Source organism: Chroococcidiopsis sp. CCNUC1 (assembly GCF_023546805.1).
Lineage (GTDB): Bacteria > Cyanobacteriota > Cyanobacteriia > Cyanobacteriales > Chroococcidiopsidaceae > Chroococcidiopsis > Chroococcidiopsis thermalis.
Genome location: NZ_CP097480.1, coordinates 1634245 through 1654574 on the forward strand (window position 1 = coordinate 1634245; position 20330 = coordinate 1654574).

Here is a 20330-nt window from a genome sequence, read left to right on the forward strand (position 1 = left end):
ATTGAAATCTTACCCTGAGTTTGGTAGCATTGAGCCTCTCTCGACCAAGATAGTTCCGTAGTTAAAACTGATAATTATATCTCTAACACTACCGCTCCTTGGCGCAAAATTACCCAACCACTACCCATCCACTTAGCTACAGTAGAAGGAACGCCGATTCCAGAAACATCTGAGATTTGTAGGGTTAAAACATCGGGAAACTGAGCTGCAATTTCTGTCAGGGTTTCTAATGGTGGTTGCCCCGATAAATTAGCGCTGGTAGTAGCTAAAGGTCCAGTTTGAGCTAATATTTCTCGCGCGATCGCGCTTTGAGGAACGCGCACGCCTATAGTCGTAGGATCGGTAGGGTTCATGGCTTGAGGGACGCGATCGTTTGCTGGCAGTACCAAAGTTAAAGCCCCAGCCCAATATTGTGCCGCTACCTGTTGCCAAACTCGCCATTCTGCTTCCGTCCCAATTACGTAATCCCACAAATCTTCTGCCTTTGCTCCCATCAAAATCAACGGCTTATCTTGACTGCGCTGTTTGGTTGCAAAGATTAGATCGGCTCGCTCTGGTAAAGCCGCCAATGCAGGAACGGTATCGGTAGGAAAGCTAACCACGCAACCAGCGCGGACACCAGCAACCAGTTCGGCAATTGAAACTTGGGGCATTGAAGGGAGACAAGGAGGACAAGGGAGACAAGGGAGACAAGGGGGCAGAGAGCAGGTGCGCAGGTGTGCAGAGGGAAGAGAGAGTCGCGGAGCAATTCCAAGTCGCTATGCTCGCAGTTGCAAGTCGCAATTAAGCCACTTACCACCCACCACTCACTATACCCCACACCCTACACTCCATACCCCATACCCTGTTCGCTGATAACTGATACCCGTTCACTGATTTGCGGTAGATGATTTTTGCCCTAGTTGAGGTTCCGTACCATCTAGTAAGCGTTGAATATTGCTCTTGTGGCGCAGAATGACGTAGATACCACCTACTATCCCAAACAGGACGTAAGGTAAAGGTTGATGAAATAGCAACATCAATAGCGAAACTGCGATCGCGCCTGCGATCGAACTGAGTGAGACGATCCGCGAGATGGCGATCGCAACGCCAAATACCCCGACAGTTGCTAAAGCAACCTGCCAATTCATCGCCAATAATACGCCCAAACTCGTAGCGACAGATTTTCCCCCACTAAACCCCAACCAAATCGATTTGCTATGTCCCAAAATGGCTGCTAAACCCGATAACGTTACCATCCAGGACAGCCAGAGCGTAGGGTCAACAGTAGGAGGCAGAAGATTTTGAGCGCTAGCAAAGCTAAACAGCCAAGGTACGAGGGCGATCGCTAAAACCCCTTTGAGAGCATCAATAACTAATACAAATGCGCCTGGTCCCTTGCCTAAGGTTCTCAAAACATTAGTTGCTCCAGTTGAACCAGAACCGTGCTCGCGAATATCAATTCCTTTTAAAAGTTTTGCTAGCGTGAAACCAGTGGGCGTAGAGCCAATTAGATACGCTACTAGTAAAGTTACTACGCACAGAGTGAGCCAGATAGTCATACGTAAGGGCTAGTTTTTTGAAAGCAAGGGAGACAGTTTAAATTCTAAAATCAAAATTCACGCATTCAAAATTGGGACAAGGGGGACAAGAAAGACAAGGGGGACAAGGGAGCAACTACCAATTACCCATTACCAACTACCCATTACCCATTAATAATCAAAATCTCTTTCTCTAAGAGTTTGGGGATCGGGGCAAAGGCTAGTAATAGAGGGAATTGTAGCAGAGAGAGGCTAATTTTTTCCTCGGAGTCATCAATGATAATCAGTGGCATTTGATTGGCTTCAATCGCTCTTTCGGCTCTGATGGCAGCTGCTTCTGCATCTTCAAACAAGGTTACACCGCGATCGGGTCCAAAATCTGTGCGAGAAATGCCAAGACAATCTTGCAAACCACGCCGCCAATCTCCCAGCCGTTCGGGGGTATTAGCTAAGACCAAGATGCGGAGCCGAGTATCGTACAAGGTGTATAGAATTGAAATAATCGCCGAGCTAATTAGAATATTTTGTAGGCGACTACCTGTAGTTCGTAAAGCACCTCGTCCTCCTTGCTTGAAAAACCAATTGGATACTCGTTCCGCCTGCACTGGTTCAAACGTGCGGCGCAGTTGCCAAGGGGGACCGTAATAATCTGGTTGGTTGCGGTATTGGTCGAGCAGGCGGCGAATTTGTTTTGTGGTAGCTTGAAATCTCTGTTCGGTAAATTGAGGCGTGGCGGGTTGCTCCGGCTCTTGAGGTTTGGGTTGTCTAGTTGCTGGTTGCGGCTCTGGTCTAGTTTTTGGTGCTAGCTCTAATTGCTCTACTGCTGTTGCCAAATCTTGCAAGCTGCCTGTGAGATAGTCTTTAAAGCCCTGCACTCGAATTGCTAAATCTTGGGAAACTCCAGCAAAACTCGTCCGCATTTCCGTCCGAATGCGTTCTTGCCGCCGTTCTAACTGTTCGATTGAAATTTGTAATGCTTGCTTGCGTTGCTCCATTTGAGCAAGACCTTCTTGCACCACTTTACTCATAGCAGATTGAGTTTGCGCTAATTGAGCAGATAGCTGTTTGTGCGTTGCTTGGAGGCGTGCAATTTCTTGTCTTAAGGCTTGTTCCTGCTGTTGCAATTGAGACAAGTTGGATGGTTTTGCCAGTGGAATGAGCGGCGTTTCCGCTGGAGTTTCTCTTGCAGAATTTGGCGCTACTAACTCTTGCAAAAACTCATCTTCTGCTTCTTCGGATGGCGAGGCAAAAAAGTTAAAGTTTTCTAAATCTAAGTCCGTATCTGTATCTTTATCTGTATTAGATTCAGATTGAGATTCATCTAGTAAATTTATTTCTTCTAATTTCCCATTTGGCGCATCCATTGAGAAGTTTAGAGGTTTGTCTTGTTCCTCTGAATCTTCCCAAGGTTGATTATCTGGCTTTGGTGTTTGGGATTCATCTGAAGTCATAATCAGTTATCAGTTATCAGTTATCAGTTATCAGTTATCAATTATCAGTGACTAGTGACTGGTGACTAGTGACTAGAATTGCTTCCTCGTCCCCCTTGTCCCCCTTGTCCCCCTTCGCCTCCTAATCCCACGACCGAAGGGAGTGGGGAAGAGCGAGTTCCCCCTTGTCCCCCTTGTCTCCCTTGTCCCACTCAGCTCTCTTCACCCCTGCTCCCTGCCCCCTTGCTCTCTAGTCTTGGACAGCGTTGCTCTAAACAAGTTTGTAGCATTTTGGGGTCAAAGAGAATGGGCAAAAAGTGAATGCTTTTCACTTCTCGAAAGTAGAACAGGATCGGCACTTGATGCCAAAAAATTTCCCAATGTTGCCATTCTTGATAGGGAAAGTGCCGGATGATGGTTTCTCCTCTGTAGATATCTAAGGCAGTATCAGTGAATTGTAGCCGTAGGGTTGTAGCTTGAAACATCAGAAACAAACCAAATAAGGCAATTATGCCACCTACCCAGGCTGAAACGAGTATTAGAGGAATTGCCCCTAAGACTATGAATAAAGGCAGCTTGTAGCTGGGAGCAAGCTGAACGGTTGATGTTACAGATGGGGAAGTCGTCACTGTTTTTGTCCTGCCTGAACAATAGACTCTAACACTCTTATTTTAAGGTTCAGCCGGGAGTCGGGAGTCGGGAGTCGGGAGTGGGTAATTGGTAGTTGCACTTGAAGCTTCTCTGCGCGTGCGCTCCCTGCTTACAACGTCGAGCGCCCCAAGCCTTGAAACATGACCCAAGATAAGAAAAAGTTCATGATGAAGATTGATAGTAACGCCGTGACTACAGCAGCTGTGGTTGATTGTCCGACTCCCTTGGCTCCCCCTGTGGTTGTCAAACCCCAACTGCATCCAATAATTGCGATCGTTGCTCCGAAAACAGCACCTTTGATTAAAGCACTAGTAACATCCCAGACATCTAAGAAATTGCGGGCTGAATCAATAAATACGCTCTGAGATAGGCGATACAAGTTGGTTGCTATCACCAAGCCGCCAATCATACCTGTAATTGCAGATAATAGGGTCAAAATTGGCAGCATGACGCAGCAGGCTAACACGCGCGGAATGACAAGATAATCAATTGGATCGGTTTTGAGCATATAAAGAGCGTCAATCTGCTCTGTGACGCGCATCGTGCCAATTTCCGCCGCAAATGCAGAACCAACTCGCCCCGCGAGAACTACAGCTGTCAATACAGGTGCGAGTTCCCGAGTTAAGGCAAGAGCTAAGACCCCGCCAACTGTTGTTCCTGCTCCAAATCGAATAAATTCCCGTGCTACTTGAATCGTAAAAACTGCGCCGACAAAAACTGCTGTGATGAGGGCGATTAGCAATGAGTCCGGTCCCACTGCTGCCATCTGTTCTACAGTATTTCGGCGATGAATCCTACCTTGGAGCAAGTGAATTAGGACTTGCCCACCTAGTAAAATTGCTGCCAGCAATCGCTGACTCCATACTCCCAGGAAAGAACTTGGTCTGACTTCGCTCAATTTTCCTCTGCTCGATAAACTCTGTGTCCAGAATAACTAAGTTCAGAATCACTAGGTGCAAAATAACTTAAGTTAGGATCGCTAGCTTTCACTCTAGCAATAGATAGATTTTTGCCTTATTGTGTCGTTCGATCGCGCCGTCTTGTCAAGGTTCGCTTCGTCAATGTTTACCAATTGTTAAGTGAATCTGAGAAATTTGCCGATTAACTCAAGTTGGAAGCCGTTGTTAGGGGTGGATGCTGCGATCGCCTACCGTGTCTTACTTATCTAGCAATAAAAATACGTTACAGTCTCGCCACGCTCCGCCAGAAAAATTTAATCTAATTCCCCGATCGTTAATATCGCTTTGAAGTTGTAGACAAAACTTTTAACGATCGCTTAAGATTTTTGAAATTTGCGGCAACGGTAGGCGATCGCTCTTATTGTAGAAAGTGGCACTCGTATCGGATTTTTATTGTCAACCGATTGACCAGAGTACGCTTCATGAGCATTCTGCCTAACTTTCTCCGTTCTCTATTACTGACAATTATTCTGAGCTTTGTCGTCCCCACATTTCTAATTGGTGGGGGTTTAGCAAGCGTGTCTCTGCTGAAGTACGTTCCTGGCTTGCAAGGAATCGGTCAGGCAATTGCTTCTGCTATGCAACAGTTCTTAGCTACGTTTGGCAGTGGTAGTGCTGGGCGAGGGCTGTGTATCATCGGTATGACTTGTAGTTTAGTCGGAGCGCTGTTCGATACATATGCATTCTACCGCTATCAAAATCTGCGGGGCGACTGATAACTGATAATTGATAACTGATTAAAATAGCAAACCCGCCTCGGTTAATTGATTTTGGAGGCGGGTTATTCAGAGAGTTTGGATTTAGTTAAAAGCAGCAAAAACTAGATGAACTCAAATAGGGTGGACAAATTCGCAATTTACCTGACAATCAAACTTGGCTTGTATTTGTCGTCGCTCAATCGGGATTCTTCAGTAAACCGGACACCTCCTTTTATTTGCGAGAAAGTAGAAATATTTAGGCAAGAACGTTTCTTTCACTCAACGTTTCTTCTACTACAAGTGAGGTATTGTCAAGTTCAGGTACTTTGCGATAGGACTAGAGCGGGAGGCACAGGCTCTAATCTCTAGAGTTTTTTCTCTTAAGAATCTCCTTTTGTGCCTTCATTTAAAGTAGCATGGCTTTCTTCGGGCAGAGCTTGCTAATTTATTAAAGTTTATGAGGTTTCATCGGTTGTAATAATTGCTAAAAACTGTTTACAAACAAGTTATCGATCGCCAATCGCCGTTTCTGGTCCAACCATAGAAATATAGGGTTCGAGTAAATAACGGCAAGCTGCTTGTTGTGTTGCTTCAGCGCTCACTTGGGCAATTTCTTGTTGAAAGGAGCGATCGAATTCAATTCCCAACCCTAAAATTTCATACCAACCATATACTTGAGCAATTTGTCCGTTCGTTTGTTTGCCAAGGGCATATTGACCGAGAAGCTTATTTTTGGCTGTTTGTAAATCTTCCGTGCTGAGTTGTGCTCGACAGAGTAATTCTACTTCCGTTTGTAGGCGATCGCGGGCGATCGCGGTATTTTCTGGCGCAGTCCCGATGTAGGCGACAAACGTAGCGGGTGACATGCGCGTGGGGTAAAATGCCGAAACTTCGTAAGCTAAACCCAACTTTTCGCGCAGTTCGACAAACAAGCGGCTAGATAACCCGTTACCTAAATGGGTTGACAGCAGTTTTAAAGCTGGATAGTCTGATTGATGGACGGAAGGAGCTAAGTAGCCCAGCATGATAATTGATTGCTGGGTCGGCTGAGCAATCTTGAGCTGCTGAGGTGCGGGAGTCAGGCTGGGTAACTGCAATGGTGGTATGGGCGATCGCGGCGCTTCCCAGTCGCCAAAAACTTTTTCGATTTGGGCGATCGCGGTATCGGCTGTAATTCGACCTGCTAAGCTAATGACAACATTATCGGGACGAAAATAAGTCTGGTGATATTGTTGTAAGTCAGTTCGCTCGATTTTAGCTACCGTTTCTTCCCATCCCAAACCAGAAGAAGCATAGGGATGATTTTGGTAAATTGCTTGTCGGAGTTGGTCAAAAGCAATTGTAAATGGCTGTTCTTGTTGGGAACGAATGTGTTGGATTGTCAGCCGTCGTTCGAGTTCCACTTCAGCAGCAGGAAATGAGGGCGATCGCAACAGTTCCCCTGCTAATGCCAAGATTTCGGGAAAATCTGCCGAAACAGTTTTCATGCTCAACAGAAAATAATCTGAGGCTGCATCCACGCTCAAGCTTGCGCCAACGGACTCTACCCGTTCGGCAATTTCCATCGAGGATAGTTCTGTGGTTCCCTTTGTCATCACCGCAGATAGCAAATGCGCTAACCCAGCTTGCTGTTGTGGTTCCCAGCAACTCCCTGCTTTGAGAAAAATACGGGTAGCAACAATGTCTGCGGCTGGGTTTTCGATCGCCAGCACAACCATGCCATTAGGTAAAACTGTGCGATGGATCTGTTGAGTTGGTAAAGAGGTTGTCACGGGAAATCAGTTATCAGTTATCAGTTATCAGTTATCAGTAGAAACGTTACATGTAACGTCTGTGTAGGGAATTGGTAGTTGGTAGTTGGTAGTTGGTAATGGGTAATTGGTGAAAGGCGCTCTTGCGCTCTTGCGAGAGGCAGTTTTTCCCAAGCGCGACCTTGCGCAATCTTGCGCTCCGCGACTCTCTCTTCTCCCCCCTGCACACCTGCACACAAAGCTACCCTGCTTCCTTGTCCCTACTCCCTAGACTAACAAGGTTTGACGACTGTTACCGCGTAGGAATAGGGAGAAAGGTATTGTTGAGCAATTTGTTGGAGTTCGACGGAATCGAAGGATTTGATTTGCTGGGGATAAGTTGTGGCTAACTCGGGTTCGCCTAGAGTTTGATAGTAACCATACAACCCTGCCAGTTGTTCTGGTGTTTCGGTGGAAAAAGCATAGTCGTTACACAGAACTCGCTGAGCGCGCGCGAGTTCTTCCGGGGCGATCGCAGTTGTCTGTAACTGTTCTAAATGGGCGCAAATTAATTCTTCTACTCTTTCTAAATGTTGCGGTTCTAACCAAACACTAATGGTAAATAAACTAGCATCTTGCAGTAGGGAAAACTGGCTGCTGATTGCTTGGACTAATTGTTTATCTTCCCTGAGAGTGCGGATTAAGCGGGAAGAACGTCCCGCGCCCAATATAACTGAAATCAGATCTAAACCATAAGCACTGCGCCATTGGTCGATACCTGGTGCGATCCAAGCCATAAGTAGCCGTGCTTGTTCCAGTCTTGGTAAATATAATTCCTGGCGGCGAATTCCGGCTAGCAGCGGTTTTTTGACTACCTCTACAGGTGGTAATTCTACCCGTGATAAAAATCGGTCGAAACTGAGGTTGACGATTTCAATCGCTCGTTCTGTTTCGATTCCACCTGCGATCGCTACCGTCATATTTTCGGGTTGGTAATGAGCGCGATGAAAGCACCGCATTGCCTCTGGTGAGTGCTGCATTAACTCTATTTCCGTACCCAGAACCGATCGCCCGTAGGGATGCTGTTGGTAGATACTTTCACTCAGGGTTTGAAATCCAATCCAGTCTGGATCGTCGTAACAAGCATGAATTTCTTCTAAGACAACTTCCCGTTCTCGATCGAATTCGTCTTCTGGAATAGCAGCATTTAACAACAATTCTGCCAAGTACGGCAGCGTATCTTCCCAGTAAGGAGCGGCAGTTGTTAAATAAAAGTGAGCGTAGTCGTGGCTAGTAGCAGCATTTGTCATTCCACCTCTGTTTTCCACGACGCGATCGAACACTCCTGGCGGGATCGTCTCCGTCCCTTTAAATATCATGTGTTCCAGAAAGTGAGCCATCCCGTACCATGCTTCCGGCTCTGCGATCGCACCTGCCCGCAACCAAACATCTGTGACTACCACTGTAGTTGCAGGAAGGTATTGATGTATGAGAGTTAAACCAGAATCTAATTGAAGAATGGTCGGCGAGTGACTCGGTGCTATCAATAGAGGCGACAAACGCTTAAGCCCAAATTAAGACTACATTAAGTTTATTTATATTACTGTTAGCACAAATAATGAATTGCATAAATTGATACAAAAATTTATTGGTAATGGGTAATTGGTGAGTGGCTAGTGGAACTAGTGGAACTAGTGGCTGGACTCTTTTCTAGTCACCACTCACCAGTCACTAGTCACTGATAACTGACCAAAATCAAAAACTCCTTCAGCTATTAGCCAAAGGAGTTCATGCTTGTAAGTTCACCGCAACGCCGTCTTACCTCAGTTTTGACCTGGAAAATCCAGGTGGGAATCGATTAGCTGAACTTAAAGTTTCCGAGTACTTGCTCGGTCTACTGCCGTTAGCAATTTTGACTCCCTTAAATGTTTAAGCATAGATCAAAAACATTATTGGCAGTCACCAACGCCGCAGTTGAACTCCAACTATTATAACTTTTTAGTGAGAATCGACAAGCACGCGGGAGTCGGGAGTCGGGAAGAGGAGTCGGGAAGAGGGGGACAAGGGGGACAAGGGGACAAGGGGGACAAGGGGGACAAGGGGGAACTCGGGGACCCCACGACCGAAGGGAGTGGGGATTAGGGGGCGAAGGGGGACAAGGGGGACAAGGGGGACAAGGGGGACAAGGGGGAACTCGGGACCCCACGACCGAAGGGAGTGGGGATTAGGGGGCGAAGGGGGACAAGGGGGACAAGGGGGACAAGGGGACAAGGGGGAACTCGGGGACCCCACGACCGAAGGGAGTGGGGATTAGGGGGCGAAGGGGGACAAGGGGGACAAGGGGGACAAGGGGGACAAGGGGGAACTCGGGGACCCCACGACTGAAGGGAGTGGGGATTAGGGGGCGAAGGGGGACAAGGGGGACAAGGGGGACAAGGAAGCAACTACCAACTACCCATTACCCATTACCCATTACCCATTACCCATTACCCCACTTACCACTGGTCACTGATAACTGCTGACTGAATACCAAATGGATTCAATCTGTTGGGCGATCGCCTCTGCTTTGTGACGGTTGCGATCGTCTAATAATACGGTGACGTGTCCTAGCTTGCGTCCTGGGCGAGATGCAGTTTTGCCGTACCAGCGAAGGTATGCTTGAGGAATTTGGGCGATTTGTTGGCGTTGGGCGAGATAGTCGCGCCCAGAAGAAGTTTCATAGCCTAATAAATTTACCATCAACGCCCCAGCACTACGGAGGGTAGGATTTCCCAATGGTAAGCCGCAGATAGCGCGAAGATGTTGTTCAAATTGCGAGACTTCACAAGCATCTAGGGTAAAATGTCCAGAATTATGCGTGCGGGGAGCAATTTCATTGACCAATACCTTACCTTCTGAGGTGAGGAATAATTCGATCCCAAATATACCAACAGCTTGTAGACTTTCTAAAAACGTGCGGGCGATCGCTTCGATGTCTTGAACTAATTCTGCACTAAGATCCGCAGGGGCAAATACCCGCCGACAAACTTGCTCTTGCTGCTGCGTCTCGACAATGGGATAAATTGCTATCTCACCTGTAACGGAACGAGCGGCGATAACTGCCAATTCGCGATCGAAAGGGATAAATTCTTCTAATAGATACTGAGACTGTTTCTCTGGATGTCGAGATGCAGATAGTTTTTCTTGTAAAGTCTCCGCATCCTTAATAATAAAAGTCCCTTGTCCGTCATATCCGTGACGACGAGCTTTGAGTACGACAGGAAACTTTTGTAGGGGAGCATAGCTATGCTCCCCTACATTTGATTCTTCTAAAGCGATAAACTTGGGGACAGGTAAACCAATTTGCTGTAAATAGCAACGTTGCTCGTATTTATCGAGAATGTGAGATAAGACATTTAGCCCAGGACGAAAGCAGGCTCCTTGCTCGACTAAAGTTGATAAAGCGGTTATGTTGACGAATTCATTTTCAAAAGTCACGATCTCGCAATCTTCAGCTAGGACTTTTGTTGCTTCGGCATCGTCGATCGCGGCGATAATTGTTTCTGTGGCGATCGCTACTGCTGGATCGCTCTTATTTGGTGTTTGTACTACCAGTTCGATCCCTAACTTCTTGGCTCCATCAGCCATCATCCAGGCTAACTGTCCGCCACCAATAACACCGACACGCTTCATTGACACCCCAAAGATTCGCGAGTTGCAATACCTGTTTTTGAGTTAATTCCACTTGCTCGTTGGCACAATTCTTTCACCTGCGCCCCGTCTAAAATCGCGTCGCTAAAATCTGCACCTGTAATATCAACACCAGTAAAGATAGTACGGAGTAAAAGGGCTTCTTGCAATACAGCATCGCTCAGATCGGCTCCAGTCATTTTCACCTGGTCGACCATAGCAATACTCAAATCTGCACCGTGCAAGTTTGCCTGTGTCATCACTGAAGCACTCATAATTGCCCCGCGCAAGTCAGCATCAGTAAAATTAACCTGCTCCATATTGGCATTAGAAAACTCTGCGGCTCTTAAAATTTGTCTCGAAAAGTCTTTACCTGTCAGCTCTGCATTGCTGTAGGAGAGCGGCGGCGGATAATCTAAAGCTTGGGCAGGTAAAGCCCAAATCACGAATAGAGCGATCGCGATACATAATCCTGCCAGTTGCCGCAAAAATACCATGTGAGATCTCAATGCTACTCTTTTCAGCTTATCGCATTCAATCTGAAAGACAGAGGGTAGAGAACAGAGGGCAGAAGCCACAACCCATACTCTCCAGCCAATTGCCTAAAATTAGCAGCTAGAGAGTGGCAGATTTATAACAGACAAACACCACTGTGGTATGTATTAAATAAGGAAGAATATCATCTTGTCATTTCAGTAGAAACTACCATGATACATTTCCTGTTGACTTGGCTCGTGACCGCAGTTTCCTTACTAATTACGGCAAACATTGTCAATGGCTTTATAGTCACGAACTTTACCGCAGCTTTAATTGCAGCAGTTGTTATTGGTTTAGTTAATGCTGTCATCAGACCGATTTTGATCGTGTTAACTCTACCACTCACAATCTTGACTTTAGGATTATTTCTATTTGTCGTCAATGGGATAAGCATTTGGATTGCCAGCGTTTTGTCACCTGGTTTTACTGTCGCGGGATTGTTACCAGGTTTGCTAGGCTCAATTGTATTGACGTTAGTTGCAGGCATTATTAATTTTGTAGTTGAGCGAGTTGTCCAGAGCTAGATTGCAGAATTTTGAAGTAAAAAACTGAGAATCATCGCTCGAATAACTTCCTTCAAAATTGCTCTCAAATACAAGAAAAATCTCCAGCATTATACAGATATTTTCGCATTGAAGTTTGAAACTTTAGTTACTCAATTTACCTGAAACCCTGAGAATTTTCCTACATGCCTCACAAAATCCTTGTCCTTCACTTGCTTTTGTAATATAAGCAGGCTGGTAGCTTAAATGATTTGCATACTCAAGCGCATTTGCAACTCCGACAGAAAAGGGAAAATACTGAGGATTAAATAAACTCTCATCATTAGGACTATCACCAACAGTTAACACCTGTTCTGGCAGACATTGAAAGTAATCTTGTAAAACCTGCATTAAGCCAGTTGCTTTATCTTGATTGAGTCGCTTAATATGACATTGAACGTTGCTGTAAGTAAAGCCCAAACCTAATTCCTGACAAAGACTACTGAGTCGCTCTAATTGTTCTGCACTTAATCCTCGTACATCAAAAGTCCAATCAGTAATCCGAAAGCAATTGTCGCTGGACTCGCAAATTTGAGGAAAAGATTGTTGGAGTTTTTGAAAAACTGCTGCTAATTCTTGTCGATGTTCTAATCTATTAGAAATGGATGTAAGCGCGATTGCCTCTTCATTTTTTGTTGGATAAAACAAACCACCATTTTCCGCGATCGCTCCAGCAATTGGTAAATAATTGACTAATCCACTCACCCATCCAGCCGAACGTCCAGTCACAATCAAAACTTGGAGATCCGATACAGCCAACTTTTCAAACATCAGCAATAAATCTGACGTAAACTTCCCTTTTTGCGTCAGAGTTCCATCCATATCAGTAGCAATTATTTTAATATTTCTGAGAAAATTGCTATCGATTTGTTCGAGCGGAGTAAATCTCATAATCAACCAATATTTTAAACATCTTAGTATTCTAAAAAATCGTCATTTAAAAACACATAAACCCTCCTCTTAACTTCTCTTAACCTTAACTTTCTCCACAAAAACACTTCGCGTCTTTGCGGCTTTGCGCGACATAAAAATCTTTTTCTTGACTCATTCGCGAATTCTGCCAACAGAGGGAGGTAATAAAACACGAATAGCCAAGTAATAGATACTAGTGATAGTTTACTTTCGGTATGGCTCCAATAGCACTGATTACAGGCGCATCCCAAGGAATCGGCGAAGCAACTGCTTTGCTTTTTGCCAGCAAAGGTTACGATCTCGTGCTGGCTGCGCGACATAGAGATCGCCTCGCGGTTGTAGCAGAGGATATCCAAAAACTAGATCGCCAAGCCTTGGTAGTCCCTACAGATGTTAGAGATCCAGACCAAGTAAAAAATCTGATCGACAAAGCACTAGAACATTATGGCGCGATTGATGTCCTGATCAACAATGCCGGAATATACGTCTCAGGTCCGGTAGAAAGCTTTTCCCTAGAAGAGTGGCATCATACAATCGATACCAACCTCTGCGGCTACGTTCATACAATCCACAGCGTTTTACCGCACATGCTGGCACGTAGACAAGGCGCGATCGTCAATATCAGTTCAATTGGGGGTAAAGTACCAATTCCTTACCTAGCTCCCTACACTGCCACTAAATTCGGCGTTGCTGGCATGACAGCAGCCATGCATTCAGAACTTAAGCCTAAAGGAATTCACGTCTGCGGCATTTATCCCAACATTATTAAAACCAGTTTTACAGAACGGGCAATTTTTACCGGTCATGATGAAGCAGATGCCCAATCGCGCCGACAACAGTTAGAAGAAATACTACATACCCCTTTTGTGGAAAAGCCGGAAGATGTAGCGAAAGCAATTTGGGATGGAGTTAAACACCAAAGGGCTGAAGTCGTGGTTGGTTCTGCAAATTTCGCTCAAGCTGCATATAATGTGTTCCCTGGGTTCGTGCAATGGTTGTCTCGGCAAACATTTAAAAGGTAAGTCGTAAGTTATTTTTCTTTCATTTTCTGCTTGAAAAATTCGTACATTTCTGGCAATCGCTTGTAAATAGCCGAGTTTTTGAGATAAATTTTGTGGGGAACAGCAGGATAACCAGAAACAATATCTTTCGGTTTAACGTTGTGATAAATTCCGGTTTTAGCCGAAGCGATCGCCCCATCTCCCATTTTGACTTCATTGGCAATTCCCACTTGTCCGCCGAGAATCACGCCATTTCCAAGTTCCACTCCTCCCGCCAAGCCAACTTGCGCCGCCATTGCACAGTTAGCACCAATTTTACAACCGTGACCGACATGTACCAAATTATCGAGTTTGGTATTGCGACCGATGCGGGTTTCTCCTACAGCAGGACGATCGATCGTGCTGTTACATCCTACTTCTACACCATCTTCTAACACCACAAAGCCAGACTGTTCCATTTTGAACCAACCAGTTGCCGTAGGCACGAAGCCAAATCCTTCTGCACCAATGACAACGCCGCTATGGATCGTGCAATCAGCGCCAATCCGACTGCGTTCTTGGATTGTACAGTTAGCGTGTAACACCGTGCGATCGCCAATTTCTACATCTGGATAAATCACGACATTAGGATGAATACAAACGCGATCGCCAATTTTTCCACCAGCTTCGATCGCAACATGCGCCCCAATTGCTACATCCGCACCTAACTGTACCGAAGGATGAATCACAGCCGTAGGATGAATCGCTGGTTTGGGACGATAGGGTTGATAGAACAATGCCAGCGTCTGAGCAAACATCAATCTGGGTTGAGACGTAGAGATCCACGCAACTCCCCGTTGTTGCGCTCGCTCCTTTAAAGTTTCATCTTGAGGCAAAATCAAGGCGCTAGCGCCAGTTTCATGAATGTAAGCAGCAAATTTGTCTCCATCAATGTAGCTGATATTTTCAGCCGTTGCTCGATCGACTGCGGCTACACCCGTAATTTCTGGATCGCAGTCTGGGTTAGCAGCAAGGCTGTTATTGCTAGCCGCCTCACCCAATTTGCTGACAATTTCGCTAAATTTCATGTTCGCTTCATCCTCAGAACGCTTGCACGGCTCGTTAGGGCGAGTTTACCTGAAATTCGTGTCAAGAGCCGATTTTTTTGGTGAACTCGCCCCTACATTTAATGCAATTACTGCGGTTCATGCAAGAAGTTTCATCATCAATCCTAATCAGAGAATAGCGAGTACTGAACTAATTCCGAATTCCGTTCACGCAGTGTAGCGGAGCGCGTCTATTCCGAATTCCGAATTCCCATCGCTTGTCCAGCCAACCACGCAGTTGTCCAGGCACTTTGAAAGTTGAAGCCTCCAGTTACGCCATCAATATCGAGGATTTCGCCAGCAAAGTAAAGCCCTGGGACGAGTTTACTTTGCATGGTTTTAAAGTCAACTTCTTTTAAGTTGACTCCGCCACAGGTAACAAACTCTTCTTTGAAAGCTCCTTTGCCTTGGATGAGGTATTCAGCTTGAGCAATTTCTTGGATCAGGCGATCGATCTCCTTATTAGAGATTCCCGCCCAGCGGTCTTCTGGCGCAATTCCCGCTCGTACAATTATGTATTGCCACAGACGGTGCGGCAACACATTCACGCCACGATAAGAAGCGATCGCTTTTTTTGGTTGGGCGGCTTTGACTGCTAAAATTTGCGATCGCAGCGTTTCCCGATCCAATTCTGGCAGCCAGTTAACCAATAATTTCGCTTGATAATGACAGTCATGCAATGCCCTTGCCCCCCACGCAGAAAGTTTGAGGACGGCGGGACCGCTTAAACCCCAATGGGTAATTAGCAACGCCCCCGTTTGGTCTAATTTTGTCTTGCTATCCGTCAGCAATCGTAGATGCACGGGGTTCATACTCACCCCTGCCAACTCTCGCAAACTCTTATCCAAAACATTAAAAGTAAACAAAGACGGGACTGGCGGCTCAATTTGATGTCCCAGCGATCGCGCTATGCGATAACCCGCCACATTACTACCCGTCGCTAATAGCAGGCGATCGCATTCTAGGACTTCACCAGATTTGAGTTCGACTTCAAATTTGGGGTAATGGGTAATGGGTAATGGGGAATTGGTAATGGGTAGTTGGTAGTTGTCCCCCTTGTCTCCCTTGTCTCCCTTGTCCCCTTGTCCCCTTGTCCCCTTGTCCCCTTGTCCTTCTTCCCGACTCCCGACATACGACACAGCAGCCACTGGCGCGTTATTCCTTATCTTCACGCCAGCTTTTGCAGCTGCATGGATCAGACATTCGATGATGGTTTCGGAATTATCGGTGATGGGAAACATCCGCCCGTCTGCTTCAGTTTTTAACTGTACGCCGCGACGAGTAAACCAATCGACAGTATCTTGACTTTGAAACCGAGTGAATGCACCCCGCAAGGCTTTCCCACCTCTAGGGTAATTTTGGACTAGTGCAGCTGGGTCGAAACAAGCATGGGTGACATTACAGCGTCCCCCGCCAGAAATCAATACTTTTGTCAATGGTTGACGACCAGCTTCTAGTAAAGTAACTTGCGTGTGGGGATGGTTTTCAGCACAGGCGATCGCGCTAAAAAAACCCGCCGCCCCACCGCCGATAACTATGACTTTCAATTGCAAGGTAGTTGGTAATTGGTAGTTGGTGAGTGGCTAGTGGCTGGTAGCTAGTAGCTGGATTCTTTATCTAGTCACTAGTCACTAGCCACTAGCCACTGATTTAATGTCCCAGCAATTTATCCCGCAAATGCTTGATGCGATCGCGATATTTTGCTGCCTCTTCAAATTCTAGATTTTTTGCTGCTTCTTTCATCTGTGCTTCCAGTTGGGTAATTAATTCTGGAATCTGTTCTAAGGGTAAATCGCTGGCTTGTTCGTAAACAGTTTCTAATTCTTGGGCGTTTAAACGACGCGACACGGCTAAGAAGGATAAAATCGCGTTACTCGATTTTTTCACGATCTGCTGGGGCGTAATCCCGTGCTTTTCGTTATATTCGATTTGAATTGCCCGTCGTCGTTCTGTTTCCGAGATCGCCTTTGCCATGCTATCTGTGAGGTTATCGGCGTACAAAATCGCCTGTCCCCGCACGTTTCTGGCTGCCCTACCGATAGTTTGAATTAGCGATCGCTCTGCCCGCAAGAATCCTTCTTTATCTGCGTCTAAAATTGCCACTAGCGAGACTTCGGGTAAGTCCAATCCTTCCCGCAACAGGTTCACTCCTACCAAGACATCAAAACTACCTTCGCGCAAATCTTGTAAAATCTCGATCCGTTCGATCGAATTAATCTCGGAGTGGAGGTATCGGACGCGAATCCCGTGGTCTTGAAGATATTCTGTCAGGTCTTCTGCCATTCGCTTTGTCAGGGTTGTTACCAGCGTCCGTTCGCGCCGATCCACCCGCTGTTTAATTTCACCTAAAAGATCGTCAATTTGCCCCTCGGTAGGACGGACGAAAATTTCTGGATCGACTACACCTGTAGGACGAATCACTTGTTCTACTACTCGTCCCTCTGAAACCTCTAATTCCCAATTCCCAGGAGTTGCGGAGACAAAGACGCACTGGTTCACCTTTGCCCAAAATTCTTCTGATTTTAACGGGCGGTTGTCAGCGGCGCTGGGTAGGCGGAAACCGTGATCGATCAAGACTAACTTACGGGCGCGATCGCCGTTGTACATCCCCCGAATTTGGGGTACGGTAACGTGAGACTCATCTACTACCAACAGCCAATCGTTCGGGAAATAATCGATCAAACACTCTGGCGGTTCCCCTGCTTGTCTTCCCGCTAGGTGACGGGAATAGTTTTCTACGCCATTACAGTAGCCGACTTCACGCAACATTTCTAAGTCATAGCGCGTCCGCTGGTCAATGCGTTGTGCTTCTAGTAACTTATTCTCTGCTTCTAATTCGGCTTTACGCTGTTTTAGTTCTGCCGCGATCGCTTCCAGTGCAAATTCTAACTGGTCTTCTGGAGTGACAAAGTGTCGCGCTGGGTAGATATTCAACGCTTCCAAACTCTGAAGGATTTCCCCCGTCACCGGATCGACATAACGAATTGCGTCGATCTCGTCCCCAAAGAATTCTACTCTCACGATCCGGTCTTCGTAAGCGGGTCCAATTTCTAATACATCACCCCGTACGCGAAATTTTCCCCGTCCCATTTCTACATCGTTGCGGTTGTACTGTACGGATGCTAAGCTGCGTAAAATTTCCCGCTGATTCACTTCCATTCCTACTTGTAAGGGAATCGAGGCGCGGAGGTATTCGGCTGGCATTCCCAAGCCGTAAATACAACTGATGGAAGCAACGACGATCGCGTCTCGCCGTTCAAAGAGCGATCGCGTGGCGGAGTGGCGTAGCATATCGATCTCGTCGTTGATCGAAGCGCTTTTTTCAATAAATGTATCGGTGACGGGGATGTAGGCTTCTGGTTGGTAGTAATCGTAGTAACTGACAAAGTACTCCACCGCATTGTTTGGGAAAAACTCTCTCAACTCGTTACAAAGTTGGGCAGCAAGGGTTTTATTATGAGCGAGTACCAGTGTTGGCTTGCCAATCTTTTCAATAACCGCAGCCATTGTAAACGTCTTACCCGTTCCCGTAGCTCCAAGTAAAGTTTGGTAACGATGTCCGGCTTGAATGGACTTTACAAGTTGAGCGATCGCCGACGGTTGATCGCCTGTAGGTGCAAACGGCGCTTGAAGGCTAAATTGCATCATGAAGAAGGGAGTAGTTATCAGTGACCAGTGACCGGTGACCAGTTATTAGTGATATCTTGCCAACAACTAACAACTAACAACGCTCAACTAACAACTAATGACCAATGACCTTCATTTATCTTAACATATTTAAGTTTTTCTATGTTTATTCCGTTAAGATACCTATAACTATATAATCTTTTTTAACGTTAAACTCAGATAGCAGTAATTAACCGATAAAAACCACTCGGAATTTTCTCTGGCTATTTGCTATTGCTCGATAGAAACTTAGAGGTTTGCGATTATGACTAATGCCAGTAATGCGAGAAAAAATGGTAACGGTTCCACCAGCCGCAGACCGCGTGCCAAGAGTACCGAGTCTAAGGCTGAGAATCAAGTGGTGACTGGCGAGATCGAAAGTTCGGCTTTGAGTGTATCCGCCGATGGTAAGCCACTGGCTGGTAGTGTTGTCAACGTGGCAGGACTGCGCCCGATCGCCGCAAGCAGTTTAGTGGTGCGAGAAGAAGTGAACATGCATGGGATTCGCCCCATCATGGCTACCGATTTTGATACATTCGACACTGTTAACATCTCTGGTATTCGCCCGATTGAGGCAAATCATTTAGAGATTGTGGATACAATCAACTCAGCTGGATTGCGTCCGATTATGGCAGACCAGTTCAAATACTCCAACATTATTCCCTTAATGGGCGATCGCCCCATTGCCGAAGATGCCTTTGATTTCTCCACCACTTATGTATCTTCTGGAATGCGTCCAATTGCTTCTAATGAAATCGACAACTATCCATATTTAATGGGTTATATCGATTAAGAAATCAAAATCTAATCGTGCCTTTATAAACCTAGTTGTTTAATACAGCTAGGTTTTTTTATCGGTCATTCGTCATTTGTCATTTGCGATAGTAATTCTTAACTTTTAACTTTTGACTTTTGACTTACTAAGCTTTATCTCTTTCTTTTTATAGAGAACTCGAATCAGTCTTGTGGCAGAAGGCTAAAACTATTATTTTCAGATAAATTGTTCAGTGTAGAGACAAAAGCTCTCTCAAGTTGGCACTCAACTTAGAAGCTAATTTGAATTCACAAGGAGAAATAGCATGAGCGCAGAAGATAGAGCAAAAGCTACTGCTAAAAATATTGAAGGAAAAGCCCAAGAAGCTTTAGGAAATATTACAGGCGATCCTGAAGATAAAGCAGAAGGCAAAGCCAAGCAAGCAGAAGGACAAACACGTCATGCTGCTGAAGACGTAAAAGATGAAGTGAAGAAGAACCTCTAATCAAACTTTAGAAAATCGGAAGGTAAAATAAGTGAGAGTGTGAAATTTTACCTTCCTCAATTTTTTCAAAAACGGAATTGACATCAATAATTTTAGGGAGGAAACGGAAGTGAATTTCATGCAGCACTTTCGTAGAATTGCGATCGTTCTTTCAGCCATTTTCTTACTGACAACAACAGTTGCTTGTAGTAGCAGCGTACAAGCAAAGCAACCCAACGCTAACGTACCAACAGTAAGCCGCAGCGCCGATTACGGACAAATTGCTCGTGGGAATACACCAGTCGGGCAAGACTTTGGGACTTGGGTAACTCGCACAGGCAAAGGACTGGTTCAAGACGCATATGTAAGAGACAACAATAAGCTAGGCGTAGTTATTACCCCGGATGTTCGTCCGAATGAAGTGAAGCCATTAGCGAAATCTTTGGCACAAGGGTTTCATAAAAACTTCCCTAACCAGGACTTGACAGTCTTAATGTACGCTCCTGACAAAAAACTGATTTTGACAGCACAATACGATGTGCAAACAAATCAGATTCAGTACAAATAGGGTCATTTTTTTGTCATTAGTCATTGGTCATTTGTCATTAGTTAAATGAACGATAACTGTAGGGGTGGGTTCACCCGAACTTCTTACTTATAAAAGTAGATATTAATAAACCCGCTCTCTTGAT

25 protein-coding genes and 1 other RNA gene are annotated in these 20330 nt (G+C 45.7%); 10 read left to right on the plus strand and 16 right to left on the minus strand.

Annotation, left to right across the window (positions count from 1 at the left end):
- Nucleotides 1-74 precede the first annotated feature (74 nt).
- From M5J74_RS07645 to M5J74_RS07665, 6 genes are all read right to left on the minus strand, one after another.
- Nucleotides 75-653 (minus strand): L-threonylcarbamoyladenylate synthase, encoded by a 579-nt coding sequence (locus M5J74_RS07645; RefSeq protein ID WP_106218579.1) that lies wholly within the window; start codon nt 651-653, stop codon nt 75-77.
- Between the two features lie 216 nt (nt 654-869).
- A complete protein-coding gene (plsY, locus tag M5J74_RS07650) occupies nt 870-1541 on the minus strand; it encodes a glycerol-3-phosphate 1-O-acyltransferase PlsY (RefSeq protein WP_015153543.1) in 672 nt (223 codons plus the stop codon).
- A 143-nt stretch (nt 1542-1684) separates the two neighbouring features.
- A complete protein-coding gene (locus tag M5J74_RS07655; protein WP_250016203.1) occupies nt 1685-2971 on the minus strand; it encodes a DUF3086 domain-containing protein in 1287 nt (428 codons plus the stop codon).
- 65 nt (nt 2972-3036) lie between these two features.
- Nucleotides 3037-3162: a hypothetical protein gene (locus tag M5J74_RS32585; protein WP_256498725.1), complete on the minus strand. Its 126-nt coding sequence runs from the start codon at nt 3160-3162 to the stop codon at nt 3037-3039.
- Nucleotides 3163-3579 carry a DUF3119 family protein gene (locus M5J74_RS07660; RefSeq protein WP_127022434.1) on the minus strand — a complete coding sequence of 139 codons (417 nt, stop codon included), beginning with the start codon at nt 3577-3579 and terminating at the stop codon, nt 3163-3165. It abuts the gene before it with no gap.
- A gap of 131 nt (nt 3580-3710) precedes the next feature.
- The gene (locus M5J74_RS07665; RefSeq protein WP_015153546.1) at nt 3711-4499 is read right to left on the minus strand and encodes an MlaE family lipid ABC transporter permease subunit; all 789 of its coding nucleotides are present in this window, start codon (nt 4497-4499) and stop codon (nt 3711-3713) included.
- 483 nt (nt 4500-4982) lie between these two features.
- On the opposite strand from M5J74_RS07665, the gene M5J74_RS07670 reads away from it, so the two are divergent.
- Nucleotides 4983-5276 carry a hypothetical protein gene (locus tag M5J74_RS07670; protein WP_192160697.1) on the plus strand — a complete coding sequence of 98 codons (294 nt, stop codon included), beginning with the start codon at nt 4983-4985 and terminating at the stop codon, nt 5274-5276.
- A 488-nt stretch (nt 5277-5764) separates the two neighbouring features.
- On the opposite strand, the gene M5J74_RS07675 is transcribed toward M5J74_RS07670, so the two are convergent.
- The 4 genes from M5J74_RS07675 to ssrS form a co-directional block, all read right to left on the minus strand.
- The gene (locus tag M5J74_RS07675; protein WP_250016204.1) at nt 5765-7030 is read right to left on the minus strand and encodes a pitrilysin family protein; all 1266 of its coding nucleotides are present in this window, start codon (nt 7028-7030) and stop codon (nt 5765-5767) included.
- A gap of 20 nt (nt 7031-7050) precedes the next feature.
- A complete protein-coding gene (locus M5J74_RS07680; RefSeq protein WP_250016206.1) occupies nt 7051-7248 on the minus strand; it encodes a hypothetical protein in 198 nt (65 codons plus the stop codon).
- Between the two features lie 33 nt (nt 7249-7281).
- Nucleotides 7282-8547: a M16 family metallopeptidase gene (locus M5J74_RS07685; RefSeq protein ID WP_371933991.1), complete on the minus strand. Its 1266-nt coding sequence runs from the start codon at nt 8545-8547 to the stop codon at nt 7282-7284.
- Between the two features lie 239 nt (nt 8548-8786).
- A non-coding RNA gene (gene ssrS / locus M5J74_RS07690) (6S RNA) lies at nt 8787-8968 on the minus strand.
- Between the two features lie 21 nt (nt 8969-8989).
- On the opposite strand from ssrS, the gene M5J74_RS07695 reads away from it, so the two are divergent.
- The 3 genes from M5J74_RS07695 to M5J74_RS07705 are packed head-to-tail and all read left to right on the plus strand — an operon-like array spanning nt 8990 to nt 9510.
- On the plus strand, nt 8990-9130 hold the full coding sequence (locus M5J74_RS07695) for a hypothetical protein (RefSeq protein WP_250016209.1): 141 nt from the start codon (nt 8990-8992) through the stop codon (nt 9128-9130).
- Complete coding sequence (locus M5J74_RS32590; protein WP_256498727.1) at nt 9120-9302, plus strand: PE-PGRS family protein; 183 nt, start codon at nt 9120-9122, stop codon at nt 9300-9302. Before M5J74_RS07695 ends, M5J74_RS32590 begins: the two co-directional genes overlap by 11 nt.
- Nucleotides 9292-9510, plus strand: a complete 219-nt coding sequence (locus tag M5J74_RS07705) for a hypothetical protein (protein WP_250016211.1) — start codon at nt 9292-9294, stop codon at nt 9508-9510. Before M5J74_RS32590 ends, M5J74_RS07705 begins: the two co-directional genes overlap by 11 nt.
- On the opposite strand, the gene M5J74_RS07710 is transcribed toward M5J74_RS07705, so the two are convergent.
- Together M5J74_RS07710 and M5J74_RS07715 are read right to left on the minus strand one after the other, a co-directional pair.
- Nucleotides 9494-10660, minus strand: a complete 1167-nt coding sequence (locus M5J74_RS07710; RefSeq protein ID WP_250016213.1) for a 5-(carboxyamino)imidazole ribonucleotide synthase — start codon at nt 10658-10660, stop codon at nt 9494-9496. The genes M5J74_RS07705 and M5J74_RS07710 overlap by 17 nt on opposite strands.
- Nucleotides 10657-11154: a pentapeptide repeat-containing protein gene (locus tag M5J74_RS07715; RefSeq protein ID WP_041462395.1), complete on the minus strand. Its 498-nt coding sequence runs from the start codon at nt 11152-11154 to the stop codon at nt 10657-10659. The genes M5J74_RS07710 and M5J74_RS07715 overlap by 4 nt, the downstream gene beginning before the upstream one ends.
- 210 nt (nt 11155-11364) lie before the next feature.
- On the opposite strand from M5J74_RS07715, the gene M5J74_RS07720 reads away from it, so the two are divergent.
- Nucleotides 11365-11718 (plus strand): phage holin family protein, encoded by a 354-nt coding sequence (locus M5J74_RS07720; RefSeq protein WP_015153552.1) that lies wholly within the window; start codon nt 11365-11367, stop codon nt 11716-11718.
- Nucleotides 11719-11841: 123 nt separating this feature from the next.
- Here the strand turns inward: M5J74_RS07720 and M5J74_RS07725 are convergent, their stop codons facing one another.
- Nucleotides 11842-12627 (minus strand): HAD-IIB family hydrolase, encoded by a 786-nt coding sequence (locus M5J74_RS07725; protein ID WP_250016216.1) that lies wholly within the window; start codon nt 12625-12627, stop codon nt 11842-11844.
- A gap of 236 nt (nt 12628-12863) precedes the next feature.
- On the opposite strand from M5J74_RS07725, the gene M5J74_RS07730 reads away from it, so the two are divergent.
- Entirely contained in the window at nt 12864-13670 is an 807-nt protein-coding gene (locus M5J74_RS07730) for an SDR family oxidoreductase (protein WP_106169254.1), read from the plus strand.
- Between the two features lie 8 nt (nt 13671-13678).
- On the opposite strand, the gene lpxD is transcribed toward M5J74_RS07730, so the two are convergent.
- A complete protein-coding gene (gene lpxD / locus M5J74_RS07735; RefSeq protein ID WP_250016217.1) occupies nt 13679-14716 on the minus strand; it encodes a UDP-3-O-(3-hydroxymyristoyl)glucosamine N-acyltransferase in 1038 nt (345 codons plus the stop codon).
- On the opposite strand from lpxD, the gene M5J74_RS07740 reads away from it, so the two are divergent.
- Nucleotides 14715-14915, plus strand: coding sequence for a hypothetical protein (locus M5J74_RS07740; RefSeq protein ID WP_250016218.1), 201 nt, complete (start codon nt 14715-14717; stop codon nt 14913-14915). The two genes, lpxD and M5J74_RS07740, sit on opposite strands and share 2 nt — an antisense overlap.
- Nucleotides 14916-14925: 10 nt before the next feature.
- On the opposite strand, the gene M5J74_RS07745 is transcribed toward M5J74_RS07740, so the two are convergent.
- A complete protein-coding gene (locus M5J74_RS07745) occupies nt 14926-16287 on the minus strand; it encodes an NAD(P)/FAD-dependent oxidoreductase (RefSeq protein ID WP_250016219.1) in 1362 nt (453 codons plus the stop codon).
- A 97-nt stretch (nt 16288-16384) separates the two neighbouring features.
- The gene (gene uvrB / locus M5J74_RS07750) at nt 16385-18382 is read right to left on the minus strand and encodes an excinuclease ABC subunit UvrB (protein WP_015153557.1); all 1998 of its coding nucleotides are present in this window, start codon (nt 18380-18382) and stop codon (nt 16385-16387) included.
- Between the two features lie 283 nt (nt 18383-18665).
- Between uvrB and M5J74_RS07755 the strand changes: the two genes are divergently transcribed.
- From M5J74_RS07755 to M5J74_RS07765, 3 genes are all read left to right on the plus strand, one after another.
- The gene (locus tag M5J74_RS07755; protein ID WP_015153558.1) at nt 18666-19193 is read left to right on the plus strand and encodes a hypothetical protein; all 528 of its coding nucleotides are present in this window, start codon (nt 18666-18668) and stop codon (nt 19191-19193) included.
- 286 nt (nt 19194-19479) lie between these two features.
- The gene (locus tag M5J74_RS07760; protein ID WP_015153559.1) at nt 19480-19659 is read left to right on the plus strand and encodes a CsbD family protein; all 180 of its coding nucleotides are present in this window, start codon (nt 19480-19482) and stop codon (nt 19657-19659) included.
- Nucleotides 19660-19777: 118 nt separating this feature from the next.
- Nucleotides 19778-20206 (plus strand): hypothetical protein, encoded by a 429-nt coding sequence (locus M5J74_RS07765; protein WP_015153560.1) that lies wholly within the window; start codon nt 19778-19780, stop codon nt 20204-20206.
- Nucleotides 20207-20330: the final 124 nt, after the last annotated feature.